Origin of the sequence: Streptomyces sp. NPDC089424 (assembly GCF_044749345.1) — a bacterium.
Classification (GTDB): Bacteria; Actinomycetota; Actinomycetes; order Streptomycetales; family Streptomycetaceae; genus Streptomyces.
In genome coordinates, this window is record NZ_JBIVHU010000005.1 from 284,117 (window position 1) to 298,543 (window position 14,427).

9 protein-coding genes are annotated in these 14,427 nt (G+C 72.7%); 6 read left to right on the forward strand and 3 right to left on the reverse strand.

The genetic code is table 11. The annotated features are described in order from the left end of the window. Positions 1-37: 37 nt before the first annotated feature. The 3 genes from ACIP2X_RS23860 to ACIP2X_RS23870 all read right to left on the reverse strand — a co-directional run bounded on the left by ACIP2X_RS23860 (position 38) and on the right by ACIP2X_RS23870 (position 7,192). Positions 38-1,501: a glutamate synthase subunit beta gene (locus ACIP2X_RS23860; protein ID WP_401676331.1), complete on the reverse strand. Its 1,464-nt coding sequence runs from the start codon at positions 1,499-1,501 to the stop codon at positions 38-40. Further along, the gene (gene gltB, locus ACIP2X_RS23865) at positions 1,494-6,089 is read right to left on the reverse strand and encodes a glutamate synthase large subunit (protein WP_401676333.1); all 4,596 of its coding nucleotides are present in this window, start codon (positions 6,087-6,089) and stop codon (positions 1,494-1,496) included. Before gltB ends, ACIP2X_RS23860 begins: the two co-directional genes overlap by 8 nt. A gap of 371 nt (positions 6,090-6,460) precedes the next feature. Further along, positions 6,461-7,192 carry a VIT1/CCC1 transporter family protein gene (locus tag ACIP2X_RS23870; RefSeq protein ID WP_401676335.1) on the reverse strand — a complete coding sequence of 244 codons (732 nt, stop codon included), beginning with the start codon at positions 7,190-7,192 and terminating at the stop codon, positions 6,461-6,463. Positions 7,193-7,440: 248 nt separating this feature from the next. Here ACIP2X_RS23870 and ACIP2X_RS23875 point away from each other — a divergent pair, with 248 nt between their 5' ends. From ACIP2X_RS23875 to ACIP2X_RS23900, 6 genes are read left to right on the forward strand one after another with little or no spacing between them, the layout of a single operon-like run. Further along, positions 7,441-8,493, forward strand: coding sequence for an ADP-ribosylglycohydrolase family protein (locus ACIP2X_RS23875; protein WP_401676337.1), 1,053 nt, complete (start codon positions 7,441-7,443; stop codon positions 8,491-8,493). Beyond that, the gene (locus ACIP2X_RS23880; RefSeq protein ID WP_401676339.1) at positions 8,490-9,815 is read left to right on the forward strand and encodes an ADP-ribosylglycohydrolase family protein; all 1,326 of its coding nucleotides are present in this window, start codon (positions 8,490-8,492) and stop codon (positions 9,813-9,815) included. The genes ACIP2X_RS23875 and ACIP2X_RS23880 overlap by 4 nt, the downstream gene beginning before the upstream one ends. An 8-nt stretch (positions 9,816-9,823) precedes the next feature. Further along, positions 9,824-10,999: an ADP-ribosylglycohydrolase family protein gene (locus ACIP2X_RS23885; protein WP_401676341.1), complete on the forward strand. Its 1,176-nt coding sequence runs from the start codon at positions 9,824-9,826 to the stop codon at positions 10,997-10,999. Then, positions 10,987-12,354, forward strand: a complete 1,368-nt coding sequence (locus tag ACIP2X_RS23890) for an ADP-ribosylglycohydrolase family protein (RefSeq protein ID WP_401676343.1) — start codon at positions 10,987-10,989, stop codon at positions 12,352-12,354. The genes ACIP2X_RS23885 and ACIP2X_RS23890 overlap by 13 nt, the downstream gene beginning before the upstream one ends. Positions 12,355-12,373: 19 nt before the next feature. Beyond that, positions 12,374-13,570 (forward strand): CaiB/BaiF CoA transferase family protein, encoded by a 1,197-nt coding sequence (locus ACIP2X_RS23895; RefSeq protein ID WP_401676345.1) that lies wholly within the window; start codon positions 12,374-12,376, stop codon positions 13,568-13,570. Then, positions 13,567-14,394, forward strand: coding sequence for an HpcH/HpaI aldolase/citrate lyase family protein (locus ACIP2X_RS23900; protein WP_401676347.1), 828 nt, complete (start codon positions 13,567-13,569; stop codon positions 14,392-14,394). Before ACIP2X_RS23895 ends, ACIP2X_RS23900 begins: the two co-directional genes overlap by 4 nt. Positions 14,395-14,427 lie beyond the last annotated feature (33 nt).

A 14,427-nucleotide genomic window follows, 5' to 3' on the forward strand; every position in this document is an offset into this window, starting at 1 on the left:
TACGCCGTTGTACGGGACGTCTTCTTCGGCCGGCGCGTCAGACCATCAGCGCGCGGTCGGTCGGGCGGATCGGGGCCGGGAGGTCGCTGGCGCCCGTGAGGAAGCGGTCCACGCCGCGGGCGGCCGAGCGGCCCTCCGCGATCGCCCACACGATGAGGGACTGGCCGCGACCGGCGTCACCGGCGACGTAGACGCCCGGCACGTTGGTCTGGAAGTCGGCGTCGCGGGCGATGTTGCCGCGCTCGTCGAGGTCCAGGCCGAACTGCTCGACCAGGCCGTTGTCGCGGTCGGTGCCGGTGAAGCCCATCGCCAGCGTGACCAGTTGGGCGGGAATCTTGCGCTCCGTGCCCGGCTGCGAGGTCGGCCTGCCGTCGACGAACTCGACCTCGACCAGGTGCAGCCACTGGACGTTGCCGTCCTCGTCGCCCTCGAAGTGGGTGGTCGATACGGCGTAGACCCGCTCGCCGCCCTCCTCGTGCGCGGACGTGACCTTGTACAGCATGGGGAAGGTCGGCCACGGCTGCCGGGCTGCGTCGCGGTCCTCGCCGGGGCGGGGCATGATCTCCAGCTGGGTGACGGAGGCCGCGCCCTGCCGGTGGGCGGTGCCCACGCAGTCGGCGCCGGTGTCGCCGCCGCCGATGACGACCACGTGCTTGCCCTCGGCCGAGAGCGGGGTGGTGACGTAGTCGCCCTCCTGGACCTTGTTGGCCAGCGGCAGGTACTCCATCGCCTGGTGGATGCCCTGGAGTTCCCGGCCGGGGACGGGGAGGTCACGGGCGGTCGTGGCACCGGCGGCGATGACGACCGCGTCGTAGCGCTTGCGCAGGTCCGTCGCCTTCAGGTCACGGCCGATCTCGACGCCGGTGCGGAAGCGGGTGCCCTCCGCGCGCATCTGCTCGATGCGGCGGTTGATGTGCCGCTTCTCCATCTTGAACTCGGGGATGCCGTAGCGCAGCAGGCCGCCGACGCGGTCCGCCCGCTCGTACACCGCCACGGTGTGGCCGGCGCGGGTCAGCTGCTGGGCCGCCGCCAGACCCGCGGGGCCGGAGCCGATCACCGCGACCGTCTTGCCGGACAGGCGCTCCGGGATCTGCGGGGCCACGTCCCCGGTCTCCCACGCCTTGTCGATGATCGAGACCTCGACGTTCTTGATGGTGACCGCCGGCTGGTTGATGCCGAGCACGCACGCCGACTCGCACGGGGCCGGGCACAGACGGCCCGTGAACTCCGGGAAGTTGTTCGTGGCGTGCAGACGCTCGGACGCGGCGCCCCAGTCCTCGCGGTAGGCGAAGTCGTTCCACTCGGGGATCAGGTTCCCGAGCGGACAGCCGTTGTGGCAGAACGGGATGCCGCAGTCCATGCAGCGGCTGGCCTGCTTGCTGATGATCGGCAGCAGCGAACCGGGGACGTAGACCTCGTTCCAGTCCCGGACGCGCTCTTCGACCGGGCGGGACCTGGCGACCTCGCGGCCGTGGTTCAGAAAGCCCTTCGGGTCAGCCATTGATCGCCGCCTCCATCATCTTCTCGGTGATCTCGGACTCGGTCAGACCGTCTCGCTCGGCGGCGTCCTTGGCGGCGAGCACTGCCTTGTACGTGCTGGGGATGATCTTGCTGAAGCGGTCGACCGCGGTGTCCCACTCGGCCAGGAGCTTCTCGGCGACCGTGGAGCCGGTCTCCTCCTGGTGGCGGCGCACCACGTCGTGCAGCCACTGCCTGTCGGTGTCGTCGAGGGCCTCCACGGCCCCGACGTTGCCGACGTTGACGTTGTCGCGGTCGAGGTCGATCACGTACGCGATGCCGCCGGACATGCCGGCCGCGAAGTTGCGGCCCGTCTCGCCGAGCACCACCGCGTGGCCGCCGGTCATGTACTCGCAGCCGTGGTCGCCCACGCCCTCGGAGACCACCAGCGCGCCGGAGTTGCGGACGCAGAAGCGCTCGCCGACCTTGCCGCGCAGGAACATCTCGCCGCCGGTCGCGCCGTACGCGAGGGTGTTGCCCGCGATGACGCTGTACTCGGCGAGGTGGTCCGCGCCCCGGTCCGGGCGCACGATCACACGGCCGCCCGACAGGCCCTTGCCGACGTAGTCGTTGGCGTCGCCCTCCAGGCGCAGCGTGATGCCGCGCGGGACGAAGGCGCCGAAGGACTGGCCGGCCGAGCCGGTGAAGGTGATGTCGATGGTGTCGTCGGGCAGGCCCGCGCCACCGAACTTCTTCGTCACCTCGTGGCCGAGCATGGTGCCGACCGTGCGGTTGATGTTGCGGATGGCGACCTGGGCGCGCACCGGCTGGGCGTCGGCGGCACCGGCCGCGGCCAGGGCGTCGGCGGCGAGCCTGATCAGCTCGTTGTCGAGCGCCTTCTCCAGGCCGTGGTCCTGCGCGATCAGCTGGTGGCGGACCGCGCCCTCGGGCAGTTCGGGCACGTGGAACAGCGGTTCCAGCTCCAGGCCCTGGGCCTTCCAGTGGTCGACGGCGCGCGTGACGTCGAGGGCCTCGGCGTGGCCGACGGCCTCCTCGATGGTGCGGAAGCCCAGCTCGGCCAGCAGCTCGCGGACCTCCTCGGCGATGAACTGGAAGAAGTTCACCACGTACTCGGCCTTGCCCGTGAAGCGCTCGCGCAGCGTCGGGTTCTGGGTGGCGATGCCGACCGGGCAGGTGTCCAGGTGGCAGACGCGCATCATGACGCAGCCCGAGACGACGAGCGGCGCGGTCGCGAAACCGAACTCCTCGGCGCCGAGCAGCGCGGCGATCACGACGTCGCGGCCGGTCTTCAGCTGGCCGTCGGTCTGGACGACGATCCGGTCGCGCAGGCCGTTGAGCAGCAGCGTCTGCTGGGTCTCGGCGAGGCCGAGCTCCCAGGGGCCGCCCGCGTGCTTCAGCGAGGTCAGCGGCGAGGCACCGGTGCCGCCGTCGTGACCGGAGATGAGCACCACGTCGGCGTGCGCCTTGGACACACCGGCGGCGACGGTGCCGACGCCGACCTCGGAGACCAGCTTCACGTGGATGCGGGCCTGCGGGTTGGCGTTCTTCAGGTCGTGGATCAGCTGGGCCAGATCCTCGATGGAGTAGATGTCGTGGTGCGGCGGCGGGGAGATGAGCCCCACGCCCGGCGTGGAGTGCCGGGTCTTCGCCACCCACGGGTACACCTTGTGGCCGGGCAGCTGACCGCCCTCGCCGGGCTTGGCGCCCTGGGCCATCTTGATCTGGATGTCGTCGGAGTTGACCAGGTACTCGCTGGTCACGCCGAAGCGGCCGGAGGCCACCTGCTTGATCGACGACCGGCGGGCCGGGTCGTACAGGCGGTCCGGGTCCTCGCCGCCCTCACCGGTGTTGGACTTGCCGCCCAGCTGGTTCATGGCGATGGCGAGCGTCTCGTGCGCCTCGCGCGAGATCGAGCCGTAGGACATGGCACCGGTGGAGAACCGCTTGACGATCTCGCCGGCCGGCTCGACCTCGTCGAGCGGGACCGGCTGCCGGCCGGACGCGAAGCCGAACAGGCCGCGCAGCGTCATCAGGCGCTCGGACTGCTCGTTCACGCGCTCGGTGTACTTCTTGAAGATGTCGTAGCGGCCGGTGCGCGTGGAGTGCTGGAGGCGGAAGACCGTCTCCGGGTCGAACAGGTGCGGCTCGCCCTCGCGGCGCCACTGGTACTCGCCGCCTATCTCCAGCGCGCGGTGCGCCGGGGCGATGCCCGAGGCCGGGTACGCCTTGGCGTGCCGGGCGGCGACCTCCTTGGCGACCACGTCGATGCCCACGCCGCCGATCTTCGTGGCGGTGCCGTTGAAGTACTTCTCCACGAAGGTCTCGTCGAGACCGACGGCCTCGAAGACCTGGGCGCCACGGTAGGAGGCGACGGTGGAGATGCCCATCTTGGACATGACCTTCAGCACGCCCTTGCCGAGCGCGTAGATCAGGTTGCGGATGGCCTTCTCGGCCTCCAGGCCCGGCAGGAAGGTGCCCGCGCGGACCAGGTCCTCGACGGACTCCATCGCCAGGTACGGGTTGACGGCGGCGGCGCCGTAGCCGATCAGCAGGGCGACATGGTGGACCTCGCGGACGTCACCGGCCTCGACCAGCAGGCCCACGTGGGTGCGCTGCTTGGTGCGGATGAGGTGGTGGTGGACGGCCGCGGTGAGCAGCAGCGAGGGGATCGGGGCGTGCTCGGCGTCCGAGTGCCGGTCGGACAGCACGATCAGCCGGGCGCCGTTCTCGATGGCGCCGTCGGCCTCGGCGCAGATCTCCTCGATCCGCGCGGCGAGCGAGTCACCGCCCCCGCTGACGCGGTAGAGCCCGGAGAGCGTGGCGGCCTTCATGCCGGGCATGTCGCCGTCGGCGTTGATGTGGATCAGCTTGGCCAGCTCGTCGTTGTCGATCACCGGGAAGGGCAGGGTGACCGAGCGGCAGGAAGCGGCCGTCGGCTCGAGCAGGTTGCCCTGCGGGCCGAGGGAGGAGCGCAGCGAGGTGACCAGCTCCTCGCGGATCGCGTCCAGCGGCGGGTTGGTGACCTGCGCGAACAGCTGGGTGAAGTAGTCGAAGAGCAGGCGCGGGCGCTCGGAGAGTGCCGCGATCGGCGAGTCCGTGCCCATCGAGCCCAGCGGCTCACCGCCGGTCTTGGCCATCGGCGCCAGGATGATGCGCAGCTCTTCCTCGGTGTAGCCGAAGGTCTGCTGGCGGCGGGTGACCGAGGCGTGGGTGTGCACGATGTGCTCACGCTCGGGCAGATCGCTCAGCTCGATCTCGCCGGCCTCCAGCCACTCGGCGTAGGGGTTCTCGGCGGCGAGCTGGGCCTTGATCTCGTCGTCCTCGATGATCCGGTGCTCGGCGGTGTCCACGAGGAACATGCGGCCGGGCTGGAGGCGTCCCTTGCGGACCACCTTCGCCGGGTCGATGTCGAGGACGCCGACCTCGGAGCCGAGGACGACGAGGCCGTCGTCGGTGACCCAGTAGCGGCCGGGGCGCAGACCGTTGCGGTCGAGGACGGCGCCGACCTGGGTGCCGTCGGTGAAGGTGACGCACGCCGGGCCGTCCCAGGGCTCCATCATCGTGGAGTGGTACTGGTAGAAGGCGCGCCGGGCCGGGTCCATGGAGTCGTGGTTCTCCCACGCCTCGGGGATCATCATCAGCACCGAGTGGGGCAGCGAGCGCCCGCCGAGGTGCAGCAGTTCGAGCACCTCGTCGAAGGACGCCGAGTCGGAGGCGTCGGGCGTGCAGACCGGGAAGACCTTCTCCAGCTTCCCGGGGGCGCCGAACAGCTCGGAGTACAGCTGCGACTCCCGGGCCCGCATCCAGTTGCGGTTGCCCTTGACGGTGTTGATCTCACCGTTGTGCGCGACGAAGCGGTACGGGTGCGCCAGCGGCCACGACGGGAAGGTGTTCGTGGAGAACCGGGAGTGCACGAGCGCGATCGTGGAGGCGAACCGGCGGTCGGACAGGTCCGGGAAGAACGGCTCCAGCTGGCCGGTGGTCAGCATGCCCTTGTAGACGATCGTCCGCGCGGACAGCGACGGGAAGTAGACGCCGGCCTCGCGCTCGGCGCGCTTGCGCAGCACGAAGGCCTTGCGGTCCAGTGCGATGCCCTCGGACGCGCCGTCCGTCACGAAGATCTGCCGGAAGGCGGGCATCGTCGAGCGGGCGGTGGCGCCGAGCAACTCGGGCGCGACCGGCACCTCGCGCCAGCCGAGGACGGTCAGGCCCTCGTCCGCGGCGATCGTCTCGATCCGTGAGACGGCCTCGTCGGTGCCGTCCTCGGGCAGGAAGGCGATACCGACGGCGTAGCCACCGGCCTGCGGCAGTGCGAATCCAGCCACCTCGCGGAAGAAGGAGTCCGGCACCTGGGCGAGGATGCCCGCGCCGTCACCGGAGTCCGGCTCGGAGCCGGTGGCCCCGCGGTGCTCCAGGTTGCGCAGCACGGTGAGCGCCTGTTCGACCAGCGCATGGCTCGCCTCACCGGTGAGGGTGGCCACGAAGCCGACGCCACAGGCGTCGTGCTCGTTGCGGGGGTCGTACATACCCTGCGCAGCAGGGCGAGCATCCATGAAAGACCAGTTCCGGCCATTCGCGGAGTGCTGGGACGGCTGGCGCGGCGTACGCATCGGCTCTCCCGTCGTCAAGTGGCATGTTCAAGTGCCGAGGGACGACGCTGGCCCTCGCGTGAGATCAAAATTTCGTGCAGGTTACATGATGGAGCGGATCTCGGGAACCGGATAGACCATTCCAACATGCGGACTTCTCGCGAGGGTGCGCGACGAAGGCACCGCGGCTCGGCGGCAGCAGATTATGGGGGGCCGGGGAGGACAGATCCTTGTCCGTCGGCCCGGTAGAAGGGCGAGCAGCGCCGCTCGCCCCGTGAGTGCGCCAAAGGCCTCATTGCCCACAGCGCTTACGGCTCATGCCCGGCGATTACGCACTCGAAACCAGGCGGTAACGGCTACTTATGCGGCCCTCCGCATAAAGCCCGGAGACCCTATCCTACGGCCGTTCCGAACAGACTGCCCAGGGCATACGTCACACCGGCGGCCGCACCGCCGAGGGCGAGCTGCCGCAGCCCGCTGAACCACCAGGTCCGCGCCGTCACCCTCGCCACCACGGCACCACATCCGAACAGCCCGAGCAACGCGAGCAGCACCGCGGGCCACAGCACCGTCGCACCGAGCAGGTACGGCAGGACGGGAAGCAGGGCCCCGAGTGCGAAGGAACCGAAGCTCGACACCGCCGCGACCAGCGGCGAGGGCAGATCGCCCGGATCGATGCCGAGCTCCTCGCGGGCGTGGATCTCCAGCGCCTGCTCGGGATCCTTCGACAGCTGCCGGGCCACCTCGCGGGCCAGCTCCGGCTCGACGCCCCGGGCCTCGTAGAGGTGGGCGAGCTCGGCCTCCTCGTCCTGCGGGTGCTTGCGCAGCTCGCGGCGCTCGACGTCCAGCTCGGCCTCGACCAGCTCACGCTGCGAGGCCACCGAGGTGTACTCGCCGGCGGCCATCGAGAAGGCTCCGGCGGCGAGGCCCGCGAGGCCGGTCAGCACGATCGTCTGCTGACCGACCGCGCCACCCGCGACACCGGTCATCAGGGCGAGGTTGGAGACCAGGCCGTCCATCGCGCCGAACACGGCGGGGCGCAGCCAGCCGCCGTTGACGTCCCGGTGCGTGTGGTTGTCGCGATGCGCCTCGTGCAGCGCGGCCTCGGTCTCGATGATCGCCATGTCGGGTCCCCCAGAAGAGCAAACTTGGATGCGTTCTACTTTTTGACATTACCCAGCCTACGCCCCGGATTTCACCCCCGCCAGGAAGGAAAGGCTCGTCTAACCTGCGGCTTTACCCTTTCTTGCTCATTCGATTACTGAACCGCTCAAATGTCGACCGGGTGACACTGAGGCGCGTGAGGCTGCGCGGCACACCGCACCGGGGACAGTTCCGCAAAGGGTTCAACGCCCTGAGAGGAGAGGCCGCGATGCCATCGATCGCCCGCGTTCCCTCGGAACCGGCCCCCGGGGAGGCCGACGCACTACGGTCCCGGGCCCGCGGCGCCCTGCTCGGCCTCGCCGTCGGCGACGCCCTGGGCGCCCCCGCCGAGAACATGAAGCCGTCCGAGATCCGCGCCCGCTGGGGCCGTATCACCGGCTACGTCGCCGAGCGCCCGTCGGGCACCGACGACACCGAGTACGCGATCTTCTCGGGCCTGCTGCTCGCCCGGCACGGCTCCGCGCTCACCCCCGCCCATGTGGAGGCGGCCTGGCACGCCTGGATCGCGGACCGCGCCGAGGGCCAGTTCCGGGGCGCGGGCTTCAGCGAGCGCGGCACGCTGGAGAACCTCCGCCGCGGCCTCGCCGCCCCCATCTCCGCCCAGCACCGGCACGCCTGGAGCGACGGCCTCGCGATGCGCGCCGCGCCGTTCGGGGTGTTCGCCGCCGGCCGCCCCGCCGAGGCGGCCCGTCTGGTCGCGATCGACGGCTCGGTCAGCCACGAGGGCGAGGGCATCTACGGCGGCCAGGCGGTCGCGGCCGGGGTCGCGGCGGCGATGGCGGGCGCCCCGGCCACCGCCGTGGTGGCCTCCGCGCTCGCCGTCGTGCCGGACGACTCCTGGACCGCGCGCTCCCTGCGCCGGGCCGTGGTCGTGGCCCACCGCGGCGAACGCGCGGTGCGCTCGGCCGTGGTCATCGGCGGCTACCCCTGGACCGACCTGGCCCCCGAGGCCGTAGCCCTGGCCTTCGGGGCCTACGCGGCGGCCGACGGCGACTTCAAGGAGGCGGTGCTCACGGCCGTCAACATGGGCCGGGACGCCGACACCACGGCCGCGGTCGCGGGCGCCCTGGCCGGAGCCTCGCAGGGCGAGTCCGCGATCCCGCAGGAGTGGGCTGCGGCGATCGGCCCGGCGCGGGGGAGCTGCCTGCCGTCGATGGCCGGCCACCACGTGCTGGAGGTCGCGGACCTGCTCACCCCGGAGGACGACCGCCCCCACCGGGCCGGGCGGGCGACGGCCGCGCCGGGAGGGGCGGTCCGATGAGACCTCCGGCCCCGTGGGACGAGACGGCCCCCCTGACCCTGGACACCCCGCCGACGTCGACGGACCTCGAAGAGGCCCTGACAGGCCACCCGGACCCCGAGCCCACAGACACCGACACCGACACCGCCGACGCAACCCGCACGGGCGGTGCGGTCGAGCAACCCAGGGCCGCGGTCGCAGCCGACGCCGAGACGGCACCCCACCCCGCAGGCAGCAGGATCGAGGGCCTCCTCCTGGGCCTGGCCGCGGGCGACGCCGCCGGCTGGCCCGCCGCCCGCCACCGCGCCGCCCGCATGCCCGAATGGACCCGGCGCCTCACCCGCGAACTCGACACCTTCGCCGAGAACAACGCGACGACCACCCTCCCCGTCCCCATCGCTCTGAACCAGCCCCCCGAGCCCCTGCGCCTCGGCCCCTCCGACGACGCCGAGTGGGCGGCCTTCGCCGCGGAGGCCGTGCTGCGCGCCGGCGACGACACCGTCCTCGGCGACCTCAGCCGGGAACGCCGGGTCCGGGCGGCCATCGACCTCACCTGGAACTCCGTGGCCAGCGAGGTCGCGGCGGCGGCGATGCGTGCCCCCGAGATCGAGTCCGCCGTCCTCCCGCTGCGCGCCCGCATCTCCGTCCGGGCCGGCCTCGGCAACCTCGCCGCCGGCCTGCGCCCGCCCGCCACCGGCCACGACAACCCGCACTACTTCGACGACGCCGCCTGTGTCCGGGCCTGCGTGCTGGCCGTCGCCCACCCCGGTGACCCCGCGCTCGCCGCGTCCCTCGCGGAGTTCGACGCCCGCTACACCCAGGACGGCGACGGTGTGCACGGCGCCCGGGCGATGGCGGCCGCCGTGTCCGTCGCGCTCACCGGCGCGAGTCCGCACGCCTGTGCGACCGCGGCACTCGCCGAACTACCCGAAGGGACGGAGATCGGGCGCAACGCCCGCCACGCCCTGAAGCTCGCGGCGGAGGCCGTCAGCGCCTTCGCGCTCATCCCCCTCCTGGAACACCAGATCGTCGACCACGTCTACAGCTACGGCATCGCCGCCGCCGAGACCGTCCCGGTCGCCCTCGCGCTCACCGTGGCCTCCCGGGGCCGGATCGCGGAGGCGGTGCCCGCCGCGGCCTGCCTCTCGCGCGTCGCGGACTCGGCCCCGGCCCTCGCGGGTGCCCTGACCGGCGCGCTCGGCGGCGGCGCGGCGATCCCCGGCACCTGGCGCGAGACCTGCCGGCACCTCTCCGGCTGCGTACTCCCCCGCCTCACCGGCACCGACCTGGTGGAACTCGCCGAACTCCTGGAAGCCGCACAACCGGCCCCGCCAGGGGGATGATTCGGCTCATGACCCCCAAAGGAGAAGAAAGCCGAGCAGACTCCCTCAGTCAGCGGATCACCGGCGCCCTGGTCGGCGCGGCCGTCGGCGACGCTCTCGGCGGCCCCGTCGAGGGCTACTCCCCCGACCAGATCACCGAGCGCCACGGCGGCCGCGTCCACGGCATCGTCGGCCCCTGGAACGGCGGCGCCTGGCGCACCGCCCGCCCCATCGCGCCGTACCACAAGGGCGACGGCCACGTCACCGACGACACCTTGATGACCCATGCGCTGGTACGGGTCTACACCGAGGTCCGCGACCACCTCGACGCCTATGCCGTCGCCGACCACCTGGTCCCGGACCTGATCACCACCCCGCGCTGGATCCCGGAGCTGGAGGCGCAGGCACTCCCCCTGCAGCGCATCTTCCTGGCGGAGAAGTGGCTGGTGGCACGGATCCACTACGGTCACGTCGACCCCCGGGAGGCGGGCGTCGGCAACATCGTCAACTGCGGGGCCGCGATGTACATGGCCCCGGTCGGCCTGGTCAACGCGGCCAACCCGGCCGGCGCCTACGCCGAGGCCCTGGACGTCGCGGGCGCCCACCAGTCCTCGTACGGCCGCGAGGCGGCGGGCGTCTTCGCGGCGGCGGTGGCGGCGGCCTGCGTCCCCGGGGCGACACCGGAGTCGGTGGTGGCGGCCTGCCTGGAGCACGCGAAGGACGGCACCCGGGCCGCGATCGCGGCGGTGTGCGAAGTGGCGGGCCGGTACTCGGACTTCGAGTCCGCGCTGACTCCGCTGCGCGAGGCGGTGACCCCGTACGACACGGTGGGTCCCGACTACCGCGCCCCCTCGCTCGGTGCCCGCCGCCCCTCCCGGCTGCACGCCATCGAGGAACTGCCCGTCGCGCTCGGCATGTTGCTGGTCGCGGGCGGCGACTACCGCCAGGCCGTCCTCGGCGCGGTCAACTACGGCCGCGACTGCGACTCGATCGCGACGATGGCGGGCGCGCTGGCGGGGGCCCTGGGCTCCCCGGTGCCGGACGAGTGGTCGAAGACGGTGGCGGAGGCCAGCCGCCTCGACCTGTGGGAACCGGCGCGCGCGCTCGGCGAGGTCACGGCGGAGATCTTCCAGCGGGACGTGGAGCGGCGCCGTGCCCACGAGGAGTCGTTCACCGCGCTGGGAGGCAGCGGATGCTCCGACTGACCTGGGTCCAGCCCGAGGACCTGCTCGGCCACGAACTCCGCCAGGCGCACCAGGACGGCCGCCGCCCGACCGCCGTCGAGAGGCGCTGGAAACTGGCGGGCGGCCCCGACGCCCCGGTCCGGGCGGGCGCCTCTCCCCAACCGGCCTCCCGCTACCTGCGGCAACTGGCCGAGGACCTGCTGGACGAACTGGCGGACCTGCCCAGCCGGCTCCAGGACCGGGAGCCGACGGGACTGGCGAGGATCAGGTCCCTGTGCCCCGACTGGCCGTCGCCGGACCGCGCCGCCGGAGTGCAGGCCGGCCTGGAGGCACGCCTGCACGCCGCCTGGCTGGGCCGGGCCGTCGGCTGTCTGCTGGGCAAACCGGTCGAGAAGCTGCCCCTCACGGGAATCCGCCAACTCGCCCGCGCCGCCGGCAACTGGCCCCTGGCCGCCTACTTCACCGCCCGGGGAGTCCCCCGGGCGCTCCTCGACACCTACCCCTGGAACCGCCGCTCGGCCGGTACCTCGCTCGCCGAGAACATCGACGGCATGCCCGAGGACGACGACCTCAACTACCCCCTCCTCAACCTCCTCCTGCTCCAGCGGCGCACCAGGGACTTCACCACCGCGGACGTGGCGGGACTCTGGCTCGACGAACTCCCCGCCGGCCGCGCCTTCACCGCCGAACGCGTCGCCTACCGCAATCTCCTCACCGGCATCGAGCCCCCGCACACCGCCCGCCACCGCAACCCCTTCCGCGAGTGGATCGGCGCCCTCATCCGCGCCGACCTGCACGGCTGGACCAACCCCGGCGACCCCGCCGCAGCGGCCGAGCAGGCACACCGGGACGCCACGCTCAGCCACACCGCGAACGGCGTCTACGCGGCGATGTTCACCGCCGCCACCATCGCCACCGCGGCCACCGGCACCGCCGACGTCCACACCAGCCTGCGGACCGGACTCGGTGTCGTCCCCCCGCACTCCCGCCTGGCCGAGGCCGTCCGGCACGCCGTCGAACTCGCCCGGTCCCACGAGGACTTCGACACGGTCGTGGACGAACTCCACACCCGGCACGCCGCCTACCACTGGGTGCACGCCGTGCCCAACACCGCCCTGATCGCCGCCGCCCTCACCCACGCGGACGGCGACTTCACGGGCGCCGTCTGCCGTGCCGTCTCCGGCGGCTGGGACACCGACTCCAACGGGGCCACCGCCGGCAGCGTCGCCGGCCTGCTCGCGGGCACCCCCGCCGCTCTCCCGGACCACTGGACGGCCCCCCTCAAGAACCGCCTCGCCACCTCCACCGCGGACTTCGACGGCACCGGCTTCGACACGCTGGCCCACCTCACCCTCCTGGAGGCGACCCGCCCATGACCCGTACCGAGTGCACGACATGACCACGCCCACCCCGCCGCTCGGCGGCCTCCGCGTCCTCGACCTGGCCACCCTCTTCGCCGGCCCCCTCGCCGCCACCCTGCTCGGCGACTTCGGCGCGGAGGTCGTCAAGATCGAGCACCCGAGGAAACCGGACCCCTCCCGCGGCCACGGCCCCGCCAAGGACGGCATCGGCCTGTGGTGGAAGCACCTCGGCCGCAACAAGCGCACCATCACCCTCGACCTCTCCAAGCCCGGCGGCCAGGCCACCCTGCGCCGCCTGGTCGCGGAGGCGGACGTCGTCATCGAGAACTTCCGCCCGGGCACCCTGGAGAAATGGGACCTCGGCTGGCCGGAGCTGTCCGCCGTCAACCCCCGCCTGGTCCTCACCCGCGTCACCGCCTTCGGCCAGTTCGGCCCCTACGCCCATCGCCCGGGCTTCGGCACCCTCGCCGAGGCGATGAGCGGCTTCGCCGCCATCACGGGCGAGCCCGACGCGCCCCCGACCCTCCCGCCCTTCGGCCTCGCCGACTCCATCGCCGGACTGGCCACGGCGTACGCGGTGATGGCCGCCCTGGCCGCCCGCGACCGCACCGGCGAGGGCCAGGTCGTCGACATGGCGATCATCGAACCGATCCTCACGGTCCTCGGCCCGCACCCCCTCTGGTACGACCAGCTCGGCCACGTCCAGCCCCGCACCGGCAACCGCTCCCAGAACAACGCCCCGCGCAACACCTACCGCACGGCCGACGGCAGTTGGGTCGCGGTCTCGACCTCGGCCCAGTCCATCGCGGAACGCGTCATGCGGCTGGTGGGCCGCCCCGAGCTGATCGACGAGCCGTGGTTCGCCACGGGCGCCGACCGCGCCCGGCACACGGACGTGCTCGACGAGGCGGTCGGCAGCTGGATCGCCGAACGCCCCCGCGAGGAGGTCCTCGCGGCCTTCGAGAAGGCGGAGGCGGCGGTGGCCCCGATCCAGGACGTCCGCGACGTGATGACCGATCCCCAGTACGCGGCCCTGGACACGGTCACGACGGTCGACGACCCCGACCTGGGCCCGCTCCGTATGCAGAACGTCCTCTTCCGCCTCTCCGCCACGCCCGGCTCGATCCGCTGGGCGGGCCGCCCGCACGGCGCGGACACCGACGAGGTGCTCACCGAACTGGGCCTGACCCCCGAGGAGCTGACCGCCCTCCGTGCGGAGGGCGCCCTGTGACCACACCACTGACCTGGCTGTACGCCCCCGGTGACCGCCCCGACGTGGTCGGCAAGGCCCTAGTCGCGGGCGCCGACGTCGTCGTGGTCGACCTGGAGGACGCCGTCGCGCCCGAACGCAAGGACTACGCCCGCGCCGCCACCGCGGAACTGCTCTCCGAGCCCCGTCACCCCACACCGGTGCACGTCCGCGTCAACGCCCTGGACACCCCGTGGGCCGACACGGACCTGAAGACGCTGGCCGCCCTCCCCGGCGTGGCGGGACTGCGCCTGCCCAAGGTGGCGTCGCCCCGCCACATCACGGAGGCGGCGGGCAGGACGGACGCCGACGGCAGCCGGCCACCCCTGTACGCGCTGCTGGAATCGGCCCTCGCGATCGAGCACGCCTACGCCATCGCCTCCGCCCACCCCGCGCTGCGCGGCATCTCCCTGGGCGAGGCCGATCTGCGGGCCGACCTGGGCGTGCGGTGCGACAGCGGGCTCGACTGGCCGCGCTCCCGCGTCGTCAACGCGGCGCGGGCGGCGGCCCTCGCCCCGCCACCCCAGTCGGTGCACCCCGACGTCCGCGATCTGGAGGGGCTCGCGGCGACCTGCGCCCACGGCCGGGCCCTCGGCTTCATGGGCCGGGCGGCGATCCACCCCCGCCAGCTCCCGATCATCGAACGGGCCTACCTCCCCACCCCGGAGGAGATCGAGAAGGCGCGGACCATCCTCCGGGCGGCGGCCGTCAACAGCTCCGCCCAGGCCCTCCCGGACGGCACGTTCATCGACGCGGCCGTGGTCGGCGAGGCGACCCGGACGCTGGCGCTGGCCCAGCGCGACTGACGCCCCGGAACACGACGAGGGCGCCCGGCGGAA